The organism is Pseudomonas khorasanensis (assembly GCF_014268505.2).
Classification (GTDB): Bacteria; Pseudomonadota; Gammaproteobacteria; order Pseudomonadales; family Pseudomonadaceae; genus Aquipseudomonas; species Aquipseudomonas khorasanensis.
The window spans coordinates 163,365-179,950 of sequence record NZ_JABWQP020000001.1 but is presented as its reverse complement, the minus strand read 5'-3'; the positions used below and the strand labels follow the sequence as shown (position 1 = coordinate 179,950).

The window sequence follows — 16,586 nt, the reverse complement described above, 5'->3', positions numbered from 1 at the left end:
GACTGAAAATACGGAAATTCTAATTATTAGTCAGCTAAGCATGAGCGGCAGTTATAGGCAAGGGTGGCTCTGTACTGAATCGTTACAACCATCGCTTCACATTTCGAATTCCGATTGCAGCGCTGCCCGCACGCAATAAAGCACGCCCTCCGGCACACGTCCGGCAAACAGCTCGGCGATCTCGGCGACCGAGGGCAGTTCGCCCTCCCCGTCGAGAAACGCGTCTTGCACCTCGCCCATCAGCTCCTCGGGCAAGTCCAGTGCCTGTTCCAGCGACAACTGCTGCTTGCCGATGGCTTCCGCGAGCATGGCGTAGACGTTCTTTTCCGAGCACTGCAACTGCCCGGCAATCTGCATCGGTGTCATGCCGGCACGGGCCAGAGTGATCAGTTCGTGGCGCACGTCGGCCACCACTTTCGGCGCTTCGGCTTCGCCGCCGAGCACTTCGAGGAAGGCCTCGCCGTAACGTTCCAGCTTGCGCGCACCGACACCGCTGACGCGGGCCATTTCCGCCAGCGAGGTCGGTTGGCTGCGCAGCATTTCCAGCAACGTCGAGTCGGGGAAAATAACGTACGGCGGCACGCCATGTTCTTCTGCCAGCTTGCGTCGCAGCGCGCGCAGGGCTTCCCACTGCTCGCGCTCTTCACCGCGCACCAATTGGCTGGCCTGGCTCTTGCTGCCGCTTTTGGCCGTGACTTGCGGTTTCAGATCGCGACGAAGCTCAAGGGTCACTTCACCTTTGAGCAGCGGGCGGCAACTGTCGTTGAGCCGCAGGCCGCCATAACCTTCATGATCTACATCGGCCAGGCCGCGCGCGACCAACTGGCGGAAGAGCGAGCGCCATTCGCTCTCGTTCAACGCCTTGCCGACGCCGTATACCGACAGATGCTGATGGCCAAAACTGCGGATTTTTTCGTTGTCCTTACCCAGCAGCACATCGACCAGATGACCGACGCCATAACGCTGACCGGTGCGGAAGATTGCCGACAAGGCCTGTCGCGCAGGTTCAGTCGCATCCCAGGTCTGAACACCGTCGACACAGTTGTCGCAATGGCCGCACGGCTCGGGCATGTCTTCGTCGAAATAGGCCAGCAGCGCCTGACGCCGGCAGCGGGTCTCTTCACACAGCGAGAGCATCGCGTCGAGCTTGTGCTGCTCGAGACGCTTGTGCCGCTCGTCGCCTTCGGAGTTCTGCAGCATTTGCTTGAGCATCACCACGTCTTGCAGACCGTAGGCCATCCACGCATCCGCCGGCAGACCGTCACGGCCGCCGCGCCCGGTTTCCTGGTAGTACGCTTCAAGGGATTTCGGCAGATCGAGGTGCGCGACAAACCGCACGTTGGGCTTGTCGATGCCCATGCCGAACGCCACCGTGGCCACCATGATCAGGCCTTCCTCGTTGAGGAAGCGCTTCTGGTGCAGCGCGCGTGTTTCGTTGGGCAGGCCGGCATGGTACGGCAGCGCCGGGAAGCCCTGTTCGCTGAGGAACACCGCCACTTCATCAACCTTTTTGCGTGACAGGCAATAGACGATGCCGGCGTCGCTGCGCCGCTCGGCAAGGAACGCCAGCAACTGCTTGCGCGGCTGCTCCTTGGGCACGATGCGATAGAAAATGTTCGGCCGGTCGAAACTCGACAGGAAGCGCTCGGCATCATGAAGATGCAGGCGATCGACGATCTCTTCGCGGGTGCGCTTGTCGGCGGTCGCGGTGAGGGCGATGCGCGGGACGTTGGGGAAAAGCTCGGCCAATTGGCCCAGTTGCAAGTATTCGCGGCGGAAGTCGTGGCCCCATTGCGACACGCAATGCGCTTCGTCGATGGCGAACAGGGCAATGTCCAGACTTTGCAGGAACGCCAGCATGCGCGGCTGAACCAGGCGCTCGGGCGCCAGATAAAGCATTTTCACTTCGCCGCGCTTGATCCGCACGGCGAGGTCGCGTTGCTGCTCGGCGCTCAGCGTGGAGTTCAATGCGGCGGCGGCGACACCCAGCTCTTCGAGGGTGGCGACCTGATCGTCCATCAAGGCGATCAGCGGCGATACCACCACGGCCAGCCCCTCGCGCAACAGCGCCGGGACCTGGAAGCACAGGGACTTGCCGCCACCGGTAGGCATCAGCACCAGCGCATCACCGCCGCTGGCCACGCGCTCAATGATTGCACCCTGACGGCCACGGAAACTGTCGTAGCCGAAGATGTCCTTGAGGACGCGTTGAGCCTGTTCGAGCATAAAAACTCCAAAAATCTACCGATACATCCCTGCTCAGGCTGGTTCAGAGCAGCCACGGCCGCTTAAACAAAACGTAAGAACACATTGCACGACCAGCGCAACGCGGGCAGGGATCGCAAAACGCGGCAGTATACCCGAGGCCTTCCCTGCACAGGGTGCCGCTGATAAGACACTGCTAAACCCGCCACAGGGTTTGCATGAAGTCCGGCAATTACGGCAAATCTGCCAGGCGGCTGGCTAGAGCGCGCAAGAAGGCCTAGAATTCCCGCATTGTTTATTCCCAAGGTAGCCCCGTAATGTCCTTCGCTGAGCAACTGACCCGCCTGCAAGTCTTTCTCGACGCCGACGAGCTGCACGACGAGGCACTGGATTACGTCGCCGCCCACGGTTACCTGACCGCGCTGTCGATCTGTTCCGAAGACGTGCCAGAGCGCGAGTGGATCGACGCCCTGTTCGCTGAAGAGCCGCATTACAGCGACGAAGCCCAGCGTGCCGAAATCGAAGCCACGTTGATCGGCCTTAAAGCGCACATCGCGCGTCAACTGGCTTCGGATGAAGAATTCGAATTGCCCTGCGAACTGGATCTGGGCGAAGAGCCGGACGATTCCGACCTGCGTGGCTGGTGCATCGGTTTCATGGAAGGCGTGTTCCTGCGCGAAGCGGCCTGGTTCGAGACCGCCGAAGAAGAAGTCAGCGAAATGCTCCTGCCGATCATGGTCGGTTCCGGCCTGTTCGATGAGCAGCCTGAGTTCGAAGACATAGCCAAGGACGCCAACCTGATGGACGATATGATCGTCCAGATCCCCGAAGCCCTGACCGCGCTGTACCTGCTGTGCCAGGCACCCGACGAAAAACCGGCGATCCTCAAGCCTCGCCACCACTAAGACCCGGCCTATGGACAACCCCATAGGCAACCGCCCCCTGATGTTGCGCTACGTCCTGCTGATCATCGGCTGGCTCAGCGTGACGCTGGGGGTGATCGGGATATTCTTGCCTGTTCTGCCCACCACTCCCTTCCTGTTACTCGCGGCGGCTTGCTTCGCCCGCAGTTCCCCACGTTTCTATCAATGGCTGGTCGAGCACCCACGGCTGGGGCCATGGATCCGCGATTATCTCGACGGCAGCGGCATTCCACTCATGGGCAAGGTCTACGCGATCGGGCTGATGTGGGTGAGCATTGTGTTTTCGTGCTATCTGGTGCCGATAGTGTGGGCGCGGGGGTTCATGTTGATAAGTGCGGTGCTGGTGACGGTTTATATCGTGCGGCAGAAAACTTTGCGCAAATCCTGATCACTCGCTGTCTTCAAACAGAAGCGTTAAAACAGTCTCCAAGCCCCCCTCCCAGGCTACGCATCCTTGCTGTTCGTTCCCACGCTCCGAGTCAAAAGTGATGATCGTTCCCACGCTCTGCGTGGGAATGCCTCAAGGGACGCTCCGCCTTCCAGCTCTGGAGCGTCCCTGGCTGCATTCCCACGCGGAGCGTGGGAACGATCCGAGTCAAAAGATCGCAGCCTTCGGCAGCTCCAGGGATATCTGTTTTAGTCATGAAAAACCCGCCGTCCCTAAATCAACCGGGGCGGCGGGTTTTGTCGTTTCAGACTTCAGATCAAACCGTATCCACCTTCAGCGAGTGATCATTGAGCATGCCGCTGATGATCGTCGCCGTGTCATGCCCGCTGGCAATCATGCCGCCTGCGCCCGGTGTCACGCCGTAGTGGCTGGCGAGGTTGACGCCGGCCAGGTCGATGGTCTGGTTCGGCGTGGCACCGGCCATGGCGCTGACGTCGATGCTGGTCATCACCGAAGCGCCGCTGCCGCTGACGGTGAAGTGCAGGTAGTCGTCCAGCGACGCGGTGCTGCCGTTTTCGCCTTGCAGCAGTTGCGACAGGTCGAGCTTGTCGGCGCCGGGGGTGAAGTCGGTGATCAGGTCATGGCCGCTATTGCCTTTGAGCCACTGGAAGGTGTCGGCCCCTGCCCCGCCGGTCAGCGTGTTGTTGCCCGGGCCACCGATCAACACGTCGTCGCCACCGCCGCCGTTAAGGAAGTCATTGCCGAGGCCGCCGTTGATCACGTTGCTGTTGCCGTCGCCAGTGAGGCTGTCGTTGAAGTTGGAGCCGATCAGGTTTTCGATTCCCGTCAATGTGTCGGTACCGGCGCCGAGGGTATTTTGTGCCGCGAGCAGGCCCAGGTTGACCGTGACCCCGGCGGTCGCGTGGGCATAGCTGGCGGTGTCGCTGCCGGTGCCGCCATCGAGCAGGTCATTGCCGGCGCCGCTGTAGAGCAAATCGTTGCCAGCGCCGCCGTGCATTTCGTTGTTGCCGGAGCCTGCAGTGAGTACGTCATTGCCGTCGCCAGCATTGATGATGTTGTTGCCTGCGCCCGCTACCAGAATGTCATCGCCGGCAGTTCCGGTGAGGGTGTGGCCGTCCTGATAGCTGATGCTGACGTTGGCCGTGTCGCTGCCGCCGTGGTTGTCGTTGGCGGTGTAGGTGCCGTTGAAATCCGGAGCGACGTTATTGGCCCCGGCGTAGTTAAGGGTCATGGTCAGCTCGTAGTTTTCCGCCGCGTTGGGGTTGCCACCGCCGTTACCAATGTTGGTGATGTGGATCTGGTAGATGCCAGCCGCCGAGGCGGTGAGGGTTTGCCCATCGGTCAGCGGCAGGTAGGCGCCGCCGTTGAGCGAATACTCCATGCTGATCCGACCGCCGCCCAGGTTGTGATCCAGGTTGAGGGTTTCGCCTTGGCGCAGGTGGACGGTGATGCGATCTTCATCATTGGCGTTACCGTTGCTCACCATGCCGAGGTAACCGCTGACCACCAGCACTGCGGTCATGGTCGCGGCATTGGCGCTGAAGGCGCTGCGCACGTTGGCCAAAGACTGGTTGGCGGCATTGTTATTCTGGCCGTTGAACGTGACCACCCCGGTACCGGTGAAGTCCGCGGATTTAGAGATCCACCCGGTGTTGAAACTGGTCGGCGTGGCGTTGAGCGTGTCGCCGTTGGGGTCGGTGTCGTTTGCCAGCAACAATTCGCCCGGCACCACGATGTTGCCCGACAGCACGTTGGTGATGACGTGGTCGTCCATCGCCACCGGCGGCGCGTTGGGAATCACTTTGACGGTCAGCGTCGAACTGGCCAGATCACCGTCGTTGTCGCTGACGGTGAAACCGATGTTTTCGGTGATGACCACGGCGGTGGTTTTCTGCGAGGTGTAGCTGTATTCGCCGGTGTCGAGGTTGACCACCAACGTGCCGCTGTTGTTGGTGGCGATGCTGACGGTGTTGTTCGCGGTGTTGAACGTGCCGTGGTTGGCGCCGCCCGTTGCGGTCAGCGAGCCCTGGCCACTGAGGGCCTTGGGATCGTAGGTGTAGGTGGTGCCGTCAACCACGATGGACTTGATGAAACCGCCATCGGCGCCGAATGAACCGCCCTCGCCCAGCAGCGAACCGGTGACCGGCGCACCCTGCACGGTGCCGGACAGCACCGAGTTGAGCTGGTTGAGATCGGTGACCACCACCGCGTTGGTGTTGGTGTGATTGATGCCATCGTATGCAAGCGGATCGAGGTTGGCGTTGCTCACGCCGCTGCCCAGGCCGATCGCGTAGTTCTTGATGCTGTTCGCATCGAGGAAGTTTTTCAGCGCGGCTTCGTCGGCGGTGCCAATGTCGCCTTCGTTGGGCTTGCCGTCAGAGAAGAAATAGCCGACGTTCTGCGCCCCGGTGAGTTTGCCCGAGGTGTTGAACGCGGTTTGCATCACCGCCACGGCTGCGTCGTAGTTGGTGCCGCCGCCCGCCGTCAGGCCGGCCAGAATGGTCTTGGCCGTCGCCACATCGACCCACACTGCGGTGCGATCAGTGGCGCCGCTGCTGAAGGTGACGAGTTGCACTTTCACATCGCCCAGGTCGTCGTATTTGTCGAGCAACGCGCTGATCGCCTGCTTGGCCAGCGCCAGCCGCGACAGGCCCGGCACACCGGAGGGGTCGGCCATGCTGCCGGAGACGTCGAGGACGATCAGCAGGTTGGAATCGATCTCCACCGCCGTCACCGAACGATCGGACGCCACGGCTTTGGGTACGTCATCGACGATGTTGACCACAAGCGTGCTGGTGGTGCTGTTGCCCAGCGAGTCCGTGGCTTTGTAGGTGAAACTTTCGCTCAGAGTGTTCGGCCCGTCGTTGGCACTTGGCGCGGTTTTCGGCGCCGAGGTCAACGTGTAAGTGTAGGTGCCGTCAACGTTGAGCTGAATCTGTCCATAGCTGCCAGTGGCGCTGCCGACCAGGGTGTAAGTGATCGCGCCGCTGCCACCGCTGACCGAACCGACCAGCGTGCCGCTTGCGGTTTCGCCCGGGTTGCCCGGTTCGCTGCCGGTGACCGTGCCGGGGGCAAGGTCCTGGCCGCCCTGGGTCAGGTCGAGGGCTTTTTCATAGACCGTCACATCCTGATCGACCGAGGCGAGCAGTTTGCTGTCAGCAACATTGATGGTGATCGTCGTAGTGCTTTCATCGCCATCACTGTCGCGCAGGGTGTAAGTGAACGTATCGGTGGCACCCGGCGGGCTCACCGAGTTGGGGTTGCTGTGGTAGACGGCGTTGCCGGCCGCGTCGAGAGTCAGGTAGCCGTAATTGCCATTGATGTTGCTGTTGAGACCGCCGCTGGCCGGCGTCGCGGTGTTGCTGCCGGCGCGCACGCCGACCACCGTGGCGGCGCCATCGGCACCGCTGCTGTCATTGCCGAGCACGCTGACGTTGACAGTGCCACCCTCGGCCACCGAACCGGTGTCGGCGTAGGCGGTCGGCAAATCGTCGACGATGTTGACGTTGATCTGTCCGCTGGCGGTGCTGCCATCGGTGTCGGTCGCCACCACATCGAAGTTCTCGGTGAGGCTGTTGGCGCCGTTGGCGGTTGGATGGGCTTCGTTGTCAGTCAGGGTGTAGCTGTAACTGACCACGCCGGTGGCCGGGTCGTAACCCGTGACGGTGAACGTGCTGCCCAGCGGCGAGACGACGGATTGTGGCAAGCCGGCGGCCACGCCATTGCTGACCACGGCGATGCCGCCGACCGTGAGGGTTTGCAGCCCATCGAGCGCGGTGACGGTGAAGCTGCCGCTTTGGGTCAGCTTCGAGGTATCGGGGCTGCTGCCGTCGCTGAGGTTTTTCTCGTGGACGGTGAGTTCGCCGCCCTTCACGTTCAGGCCTTCAAGGCACACTGGGTCATCGTTGTTTTGAATGTTCAGCACCAGGTTGGCGGTGCTGGTATCGCCATCCGCGTCAGTGATTGTATAGGCGAACGTTTCAGTACCATTGCCCCCGCCGTGCAGATTTTTGAAGTCGGCATCGTTGGCGTCCAGCGTGTAGGTGTACGTGCCGTTGGCGTTTAGCACCAGCGTGCCGTATGTGCCGGTGAACGTGCCGGCGGTCACCGGTCCGCTCGCGACGCGGTCGGCGCCTTGCACGTCGTTGTCGAGAACGTTGCCGGTCAGGGTCAGCTGCGTCTCTGTCGCGTTGTTGGCATTGCTGTCGTTCAGCGCTTTGGGCACGTCATCGACAATGCTCACAACGATGTTGCTGGTGACGACGTTGCCCAGTGAATCGGTGGCCTGATAGGTGAAGGTTTCGGTCAGGCTATTGGCGCCGTCGTCGGCATGCGGCGTGGTAGTGGCCGGCGAAGTCAGGGTGTAGGTGTAAGTGCCGTTGGGATTGAGGACGATCTGACCGTAGTTGCCGGTGGCGCTGCCGACCAGCGCATAGCTGATTGCACCGATCGCGCCGGTGACCGAACCAACCAATGTGCCGGAAGCGGTTTCGCCAGTGCTGGTCGGGTCGCTGCCGACCACGCTGCCCGCCGCCAGGTCCTGGCCGTCCTTGTTAAGGTCGAGGGCTTTTTCGTACACGGTGACGTCAGTGTCGCTGACTGCGCACAGTTCGCTGTTGTAGACATCGATGGTGATCGTGGTCGTGCTTTCGTCGCCGTCGGCATCGCGCACGGTGTAGGTGAACACATCCACTGCACCCGGGCCGCTCACGGCGTTGGGATTGCTCTGATAGACCGCGTTGCCGTTGGCATCCAGGGTCAGGTAGCCGTAAGTGCCATTGATCTGCGTATTGAGCCCGCCGATCACCGACGTGGAGGTGTCGGCACCGGCGCGCACGCCGACCACTGCGCCTGTGACCGCCGGGCCGTCGGCGCCGCCGATGTCGTTGTTCAACACGTTGCCGCTGACGGTGCCGCCCTCCGCCACTGACGCGGCGTCCGGGTGCGCGGTAGGCAAATCGTCGACGATGTTGACGTTGATCTGGCCGCTGGCCGTGCTGCCATCGGTGTCAGTCGCGACGACATCGAAGTTCTCGGTGAGGCTGTTGGCGCCGTTGGCGGTTGGGTGGGCTTCGTTGTCGGCCAGGGTGTAGCTGTAACTGACCACACCGGTCGCCGCGTCGTAACCGGTAATGGTCAACGTGCTGCCCAGCGGTGTGATCGTAGATTGCGGAAAGCCTGCGGCCACGCCGTTAGTGATCACGGCGATACCACCGACCGTGAGAGTCTGCAGACCATCAAGGGCGCTGACGGTAAAAGTGCCGCTCTGGGTCAGCGCGGGCGTGTTGGGGCTGGTGCCGTCGCTGAGGTTTTTTTCGTAAACGGTGAGTTCGCCGCCATTGACGTTGAGGCCGTCGATGATCACTGGATCGTCGTTGTTGTGAATCTGCAGGACCAGGTTGGCGGTGCTGGTGTCGCCGTCGGCATCGGTGATCGTGTAGGCGAAGGTTTCCGTGCCGTTGCCACCGCCGGTCAAGGCTTTGAAATCGGCGTCGCTGGTGTTGAGGGTGTAGGTGTAGGTGCCATCAGCATTCAGCACCAGACTGCCGTAAGTGCCGGTGAAAGTGCCGGGCGTAACCGGGCCGCCGGGCACGCGGTCAGCGCCTTGCACATCGTTGGTCAGGACGTTGCCGGTCAGCGTGAGTTGGGCTTCTGACGCTGTTCCGTTGCTGTCATCGACGGCTTTCGGCAGGTCGTCGACGATGTTCACGTCCAGCGTGCCGTTGGCGGTCGTGCCGTTATCGTCCACCACCGTGACGGCGAATTGCTCAGGTAGATTGTTGGCGCCGTTGGCGGTTGGATGCGCTTCGTTGTCGGCCAGGGTGTAGCTGTAACTGACCACGCCGGTGGTGGCGTTGAAACCGGTGATCGTCAGCGTGCTGCCCAGTGGCGTGGTGATCGACTGCGGGAAGCCTGCGGTCAATCCGTTGGTGACCACGGCGATACCGCCCACGGTCAGCGTGGTGACGCCGTCCAGTGCGGTGATGGTGAAAGTGCCGTTTTGGGTCAGCGCACCAGCATCCGGCGCGCTGCCGTCGCTGAGGTTTTTTTCGTAAACGGTGAGTTCGCCGCCATTGACGTTGAGGCCGTCGATGATCACCGGATCGTCGTTGTTGTGAATCTGCAGGACCAGGTTGGCGGTGCTGGTATCGCCGTCGGCATCGGTGATCGTGTAGGCGAAGGTTTCGCTGCCGTTGCCGCCGCCGGTCAAGGCTTTGAAATCGGCGTCGCTGGTGTTGAGGGTGTAGGTGTAGGTGCCGTCGGCGTTCAGCACCAGCGTGCCGTAAGTGCCGGTGAATGTGCCGGGCGTGACGGGGCCGGTGGGGACGCGGTCGGCGCCTTGCACATCGTTGGTCAGGACGTTGCCGGTCAGGGTCAGCAGGGTTTCCGAGGCGGTGCCGTTCGCGTCGTCAAAGGCTTTGGGCACGTCATCGGTGATATTCACGTCCAGGGTGCCGGTGGCGGTGTCGCCATTGCTGTCGCCGGCGATCACGGTGAATTGTTCGCTGAGGTTGTTTACCCCGTCGCCGGCCGCATGGGTTTCGTTGCCGTTGAGCGTGTAGCTGTAGCTCACGGCGCCGGTCGTAGGGTTGTAGCCAGTGATGGTCAGGGTGTTGCCCAGTTGTGTGGTGATCGATTGCGGGAAACCGATCGGCACACCGCCAACGATCACGTTGATCCCGCCGATGCTCAGGCTGCTCAAGCCGTCCGGGGCCGACACGGTGAAACTGCCGCTTTGCGTCAGCGCACCGGAATTGGCCGCCGAACCGTCAGGCAGATTCGCTTCATTGAGGTTCAGCTCGCCGCCCGCCGCGTCAAGACCGTTGAGGATGACCGGATTGTTAACCGGTGGTGGCACCACGATTGGCGCCGGGGTGTCGTCGCCGTTGTCGATCACCGCTTCGCGGCGTTCTTCAGGGAATTCGGGAATGCCATTGAACCCGGCAGTGGGGAAGCCAATGGTCGGATCGACCCGGCCGCCGACTTCAGTCAGCAGGACAAAACTGTGTCCGCCGCCCAGTTCACCCGTATTGCCGGTGGGCGCGTTGGGGCCTGCGGCGGTGGCTTCGGCGGATTTGCTGGGGTCATCACCGGCAGCGATGGCTTTCTGAATCTGCTCTACGTCAGTCAGCTGCGCCTGGCTCGGGGTCTGGGCTTCGTCCACGTTCACCGGGACAGCCTGTTCGGCCAGCAATTGCCCCGTCATGGTCATGCTGCTGCCGCGACCGAGGGTCAGTTCCTGGCCATTTTGCAGCTTCACCGCCACCGCGCCTTCCGCGCCAGTGATCAGTTGATCGCCAGCATACAAACGGTCGCCTTCGAACAAGGGACGCTTGATGCCATCGCCCGCCTGTGCGAACACCTGACCAATGACTTTAGAGACCGTACCGATGAGCGTTGCCATGTGAAATCCTCCGCTGCCGACCACCGTCGGCACTGGTTCGCGAAGTAGCCCATGGCTCAATCGGGTTGCCGTGGGCGACGCTCGCACCCTCGGCAGTTCGTTTCGCGGGTCTGGCCTGAAGAGAATTGCCAGTGCCATCAAGCACTTGCCAATCCCGTTCAATGCATCAACCCGCTAGCGCTACGTAACGGTGGCGAATCACCCAAGTGACAAAAATCTGTCGCTTGCTAGCCGTTACGCGTCCCTCCCCTTCAGCAGTACTTCGCAACGTGTTGCAAAGTGAATGGAACTTTCCTCAAGCCTTTTTGAGCTCCCTAAAGCGCGTAAAACAAAGGCTTTCGAGCTGAACAATGTGCTGCTTTTTACAAACCGCATAAGTTTTTTTTGGCATAAGCGTTATGAAAATTTTTTCTTAGCTACGCTTCAGGATGTTCTTAGCTCTGTTGTTACAAGAGTGAAACGCTTACACCCTAAAATTACGTCAAATATTTGGCGACAGTAACACAACATTGAGATCCAGGGAGATGCACCCATGCGCGTTCTAACCCCCCTCTGCAGCGCGGTTTTGCTGGCCATGGCTTGCACTTCCCAAGCCCAGGCCATGAACCTCACCGAGGCAATTCAAAGCACTATCGCCACTCACCCGGAACTGGCTTCGCGCGTGGACGCTCGGCTGTCGGCCGATGAACAAGTCAAAGTGGCCAAGGGCGGTTTCTACCCCTCCGTCGACCTGAATGCCGCTTACGGTCGCGGCTATAGCGACAACACCAACACCCGCGCCTTCGGCAATCACAACACCGAGATTCTTACTTACACCCAATCCGAGCTGCGCATGCGGCAGATGATCTTTGACGGCTTCAACACCGCCAACGAGGTCGAGCGCACCAAAGGCGTGTCCAATTCGCGCGCCTACTACGCGCAAGGCACCGCTCAGGATCTGGCCCTGCGCACCATCGAGGTCTACCTCGAAGTGCTCAAGCGCCGCGAACTGGTGACGCTGGCCAAGAACAACCTGCAGGCGCACTTGCGCGTCAACGATCAGATCGGCCTGCGCACCGAGCGCGGCATCGGCAGCACGGCGGACTCTGACCAGTCGGTTGCCCGTCGAGCGCTGGCGCAAAACAACCTCGACACCGCCGAAGTGGACCTGGCCGACGCCGAATCGAATTTCTACAGCGTGGTCGGGCGCATGCCTGATGAACTGGAAACCCCGGCCTCGACGCGCGGCGAGTTGCCCCCGGATCTGCGTGAAGCGCAGCAGAGCATGGTCGACAACAACCCGTATCTGAAATCGGCTCAGGCCGACGTGCAATCCGCCGAGAGCCAGTACGAAGTGGCGAAGTCGCCGTTTTACCCGCGCTTCGACGCTGAAGCGGCGGTGGGCGCGAACAACAACGTGCAGGGCGATGAAGGCCACGACAACGAATGGCGTGTCGGTGTGGTGATGAACTACAACCTGTTCCGTGGCGGCAGCGACAAGGCGCGCCTGGCCGCCAATGCCCACGACATCAACCAGGCGATGGACATTCGTAACAACGCCCTGCGTCAGCTCAACGAGAACATCCGTCTGGCGTGGAACGCCATGGAAAACGCCAGGAAACAGACCCCGACCGCCCGCGAATACGCCGAAACCACCAAGCGCGTACGCGCCGCGTATCAGGACCAGTTCGGCCTCGGCCAACGCACCCTGCTCGACTTGCTCGACAGTGAAAACGAGCTCTACAACGCCAACCGTCGTTACACCGAAATCCGTTACACCGAGGAATACTCGATGTACCGCGTGCTGGCGAACATGGGCCAGTTGTTGAGCAAGCAACGGGTGGTGCTGCCTGCTGATGCGATCGCCACGACGGAAGTGAAGAGCCAGGCGCGTCTCCCCGAGCTGAAATAAACGGTGCAGGAACTGACTTTGCCCTGATCGTTCCCACGCTCTGCGTGGGAATGTCTCTAGGGACGCTCCGCGTCCAGTGACGCGGAGCGTCACGGGCTGCATTCCCACGCGGGAGCGTGGGAACGATCCGATAACCGAGCCCGTTCAGAACAGAGGCAATCAATATGACCAGCATGGAACCCGGCGCGACGGGAGTCGATCCGCGCGCAAGCTTCGATGATCCGTTACTCGACGGTCTGTTGATTCTCTGCAAGCTGCATGGCGCGACGGTCAGTCGCGCCAGCCTGAGCGCCGGGCTGCCTCTGGACAAACAACGCCTGAGCCTGGATCTGCTGCCCCGTGCTGCGGCCCGGGCCGGGTTGCAGGCGCGGCTGTTGCGTCGTGACCTGAAAGACATTTCGCCGCTGAACCTGCCGATCCTGTTGCTGCTCAACGACGGCCGCACGGCGGTATTGCGGCGTTTTGGCGATGACGGAAAAGCCCTGCTGTTGCCCAGTGAGGCCGATGGCGGCGAGCAATGGGTCAGCCGTGAAGAGCTCAGCGAGCACTACAGCGGTCAGGCCTTGTTCGCCCGTCCGCGCCACGAACTCGAAGACCTGCGCTCGCCGCTGGTACCACGGGTGCATGCGTGGTTTCGCGACACCCTCAAGCTGTCGAAATGGCTGTACAGCGATGCGATCCTCGCCAGTTTTCTGATCAACCTGCTGGGCCTGATGGTGCCGCTGTTCGTGATGCAAACTTACGATCGCGTCGTACCGAATCAGGCGACATCAACGCTGTGGGTGCTGTCGATCGGCTTGTTGATCGGCACCGGTTTCGAGCTGGTGCTGCGCTTGGTGCGGGCGCACCTGCTCGACACCGCCGGCAAGAAAACCGATGTGATCCTTTCCGCCACATTGTTCGAGCGCATCACCGGCATGTCGATGAAAGCGCGCCCGGCGACCATCGGCGGTTTTGCCCAAAGCATTCATGACTTCCAGGGCCTGCGCGAATTTCTCACCGCCGTGACGCTGACCAGCCTCATCGATTTGCCTTTCGTGGTGCTGATGCTGGTGGTGATCGGCCTGCTCGGCGGCTGGCTGGTGGTGATTCCGTTGCTGGCCTTTCCGATCACAATCATTTTTGCCATGGCGATTCAGGTGCGCCTGCGCGACACCGTGCAGAAGAGCCTGAGCCTGGGCGCCGAACGTCAGGCGGTGCTGATCGAAACCCTAGGTGGCCTGGAAACCCTCAAGGCGTGCGGCGCCGAAAGCGAGCGCCAGCACAAATGGGAAAGCACCCACGGCGCCCTCACCCGCCTCGACAGCCACGCGCGCAACCTGTCGGCGCTGGCCACCAACGGCACCTTGTTCATCCAGCAGTTTTCCGGAATGGCGACGATTGTCGCCGGCGTCTACAGCATCATCGCCGGCAACCTCAGCGTCGGCGCGCTGGTCGCCACCTACATGCTTGGCAGCCGCGTACTCGCTCCGCTGGGGCAGATCGCCGGGCTGATCACGCGTTATCAGCAAGCGCAACTGACCATGAAAAGCACCGACGCGCTGATGGCCCTGCCGCAGGAACGTGACGGCAAACAGCGGCCATTGGAACGCACCCAACTGCAAGGTGCGCTGGATGTCAGCGGCGTGACTTTCCATTACAACGGCCAGAATGCTCCGGCGCTGAGCGATGTCACGTTCAGCCTGAAAGCCGGCGAGCGCGTGGGGATCATCGGGCGCAGCGGTTCAGGCAAAAGCACGCTGGCGCGATTGGTCATGGGCTTTTATGAAGCAGAGGAAGGCCAGTTGCTGCTCGACGGTCTCGATCTGCGGCAACTGGACGTCGCTGACCTGCGCCAGCAGATCGGCTATGTCGCCCACGACCTCCCCCTGCTCGCCGGCAGCCTGCGTGACAACCTGACGTTGGGCGCGCGCTATATCAGCGACTCGCGCATGCTCGAAGTCGCAGAACTGACCGGTGTCACCGAGCTTGCCCGGCAACATCCACAAGGCTTCGACCGGCCGGTGGGCGAGCGTGGGCAGTTGCTGTCCGGCGGCCAGCGCCAGGCAGTGTTGCTGGCGCGCGCATTGCTGCTCGACCCACCAATAATGCTGCTCGATGAACCCACCAGCGCCATGGACAACAGCAGCGAAGATGCGCTGCGGCAGAAACTGCACGGCTGGGTACAGGGCAAAACCCTGTTGCTCGTCACCCATCGCACCTCGATGCTGAGCCTGGTGGACCGGTTGCTGGTGCTGGACAACGGCCGGGTCGTCGCTGACGGTCCGAAAGAAGCGGTCATCGATGCACTGCGCAAGGGCCGTGTCGGCTCGGCGGCGGTCTAGGAGTAACGCCATGCCTGCTTCCTCCGATAGCAACAAGCGCGGTTACTTCGACAGCTTCGGCAAGAGCGCCGAAGCCGAGTTCATGCCGGAAACCGCTGGCGCTTCGTTGCAGGACTCGCCGCGCAAATCGCGAATCACCGTGTGGCTGGCGGCGGCGCTGTTGATCGCCTCGCTGGTCTGGGCCAAGTTCGCCGTGCTCGAAGAAGTGACCATGGGCGAAGGCAAGGCGATTCCGTCGAGCAAGGTTCAAGTGATCCAGAACCTGGAGGGCGGGATTGTCACTGAACTTTTTGTTCGTGAAGGGCAAATGGTCAACAAGGGCGATACCTTGCTGCGTCTGGATGACACGCGGTTTCGCTCGAACAAGGGCGAGAGCGAGGCTGATCGTTACGCACTGACGGCGCAGGTCGAAAGGCTGTCGGCGGAGGCCGAGGGGCGACCCTTCAAGCTCTCCGCTGAAGTGATCGCCAAGGCGCCGCAAGTCGCCGAAGACGAGCGCTCGCTGCACGAACAACGCCAGCGTCGGCTCGCCAGCGAGCAACGCACCCTCAGCGAACAGTTGCGGCAGAAAACTCAGGAGCTGGCGGAATTTCGCTCCAAGCAAGGCCAGTTCAGCTCCAGCCTGGCGCTGCTGCAACAAGAGATGAACATGTCCGAACCGCTGGTGAAAACCGGCGCCGTCTCACCGGTGGAGATCCTGCGGCTCAGGCGCAGCGCGGTAGAGATCCGTGGCTCGCTGAACGCGACGACCCTGGCGATTCCCCGCGCCGAATCGGCCATTGCCGAGATCCGCAGCAAGATCGACGAATCGGAACAGACCTTCCGGTCCGAGGCCGCCAAGGAATTGAATGAGAAACGCACCGACCTGTCGAAAATCACGGCTTCAAGCATCGCCATCGACGACCGCGTCAGCCGCACCACGGTGACCTCGCCAGTGCGCGGAGTGATCAAGCAAATGAAGGTCAACACCATCGGCGGCGTGGTCCAGCCCGGCAGTGACATGGTCGAAATCGTGCCGCTGGAAGACAACCTGCTGATCGAAGCCAAGGTGCGCCCGCAAGACGTCGCGTTCCTGCACCCGGGCCAGAAAGCCATGGTCAAGTTCAGCGCCTATGACTACACGATTTACGGCGGTCTGAGCGCCAAGCTCGAGTTGATCGGCGCCGACACCATCACCGATGACAAGGGCAATAGTTTCTACCTGATTCAGGTGCGCACCGATAAAAATCACCTGGGCGGGGATGCGAAACCGCTGTTGATCATTCCGGGGATGGTGGCGACAGTGGACATCATTACCGGGGAGAAAAGCGTGCTGGATTATTTGCTCAAACCGGTGCTGAAGGCGCGGACCGAGGCGATGCGCGAACGTTAGCCATGTTGAATTTGCGGTGATTGATCTGGCGCCTTCGCGAGCAGGCTCGCTCCCACA

Annotated in this window: 7 protein-coding genes; 5 read left to right on the top strand and 2 right to left on the bottom strand. The window is 61.5% G+C overall.

What is annotated here, in order from left to right; genetic code table 11:
• Positions 1 to 96 precede the first annotated feature (96 nt).
• Positions 97 to 2,226 carry a DNA helicase RecQ gene (gene recQ / locus HU727_RS00880; protein ID WP_186532113.1) on the bottom strand — a complete coding sequence of 710 codons (2,130 nt, stop codon included), beginning with the start codon at positions 2,224 to 2,226 and terminating at the stop codon, positions 97 to 99.
• Between the two features lie 296 nt (positions 2,227 to 2,522).
• Here recQ and HU727_RS00875 point away from each other — a divergent pair, with 296 nt between their 5' ends.
• Together HU727_RS00875 and HU727_RS00870 are read left to right on the top strand one after the other, a co-directional pair.
• Positions 2,523 to 3,110 carry a UPF0149 family protein gene (locus HU727_RS00875; RefSeq protein WP_186532114.1) on the top strand — a complete coding sequence of 196 codons (588 nt, stop codon included), beginning with the start codon at positions 2,523 to 2,525 and terminating at the stop codon, positions 3,108 to 3,110.
• Positions 3,111 to 3,120: 10 nt separating this feature from the next.
• A complete protein-coding gene (locus tag HU727_RS00870; protein WP_186532115.1) occupies positions 3,121 to 3,516 on the top strand; it encodes a YbaN family protein in 396 nt (131 codons plus the stop codon).
• 316 nt (positions 3,517 to 3,832) lie between these two features.
• Here the strand turns inward: HU727_RS00870 and HU727_RS00865 are convergent, their stop codons facing one another.
• The gene (locus HU727_RS00865; RefSeq protein ID WP_186532116.1) at positions 3,833 to 10,942 is read right to left on the bottom strand and encodes a retention module-containing protein; all 7,110 of its coding nucleotides are present in this window, start codon (positions 10,940 to 10,942) and stop codon (positions 3,833 to 3,835) included.
• 532 nt (positions 10,943 to 11,474) lie between these two features.
• Here HU727_RS00865 and HU727_RS00860 point away from each other — a divergent pair.
• The 3 genes from HU727_RS00860 (at position 11,475) to HU727_RS00850 (ending at position 16,529) form a co-directional block, all read left to right on the top strand.
• Positions 11,475 to 12,833: a TolC family outer membrane protein gene (locus HU727_RS00860; RefSeq protein WP_186532117.1), complete on the top strand. Its 1,359-nt coding sequence runs from the start codon at positions 11,475 to 11,477 to the stop codon at positions 12,831 to 12,833.
• A gap of 164 nt (positions 12,834 to 12,997) precedes the next feature.
• Positions 12,998 to 15,157 (top strand): type I secretion system permease/ATPase, encoded by a 2,160-nt coding sequence (locus tag HU727_RS00855; RefSeq protein ID WP_186532118.1) that lies wholly within the window; start codon positions 12,998 to 13,000, stop codon positions 15,155 to 15,157.
• 10 nt (positions 15,158 to 15,167) lie between these two features.
• The gene (locus tag HU727_RS00850) at positions 15,168 to 16,529 is read left to right on the top strand and encodes an HlyD family type I secretion periplasmic adaptor subunit (protein ID WP_186532119.1); all 1,362 of its coding nucleotides are present in this window, start codon (positions 15,168 to 15,170) and stop codon (positions 16,527 to 16,529) included.
• Positions 16,530 to 16,586 lie beyond the last annotated feature (57 nt).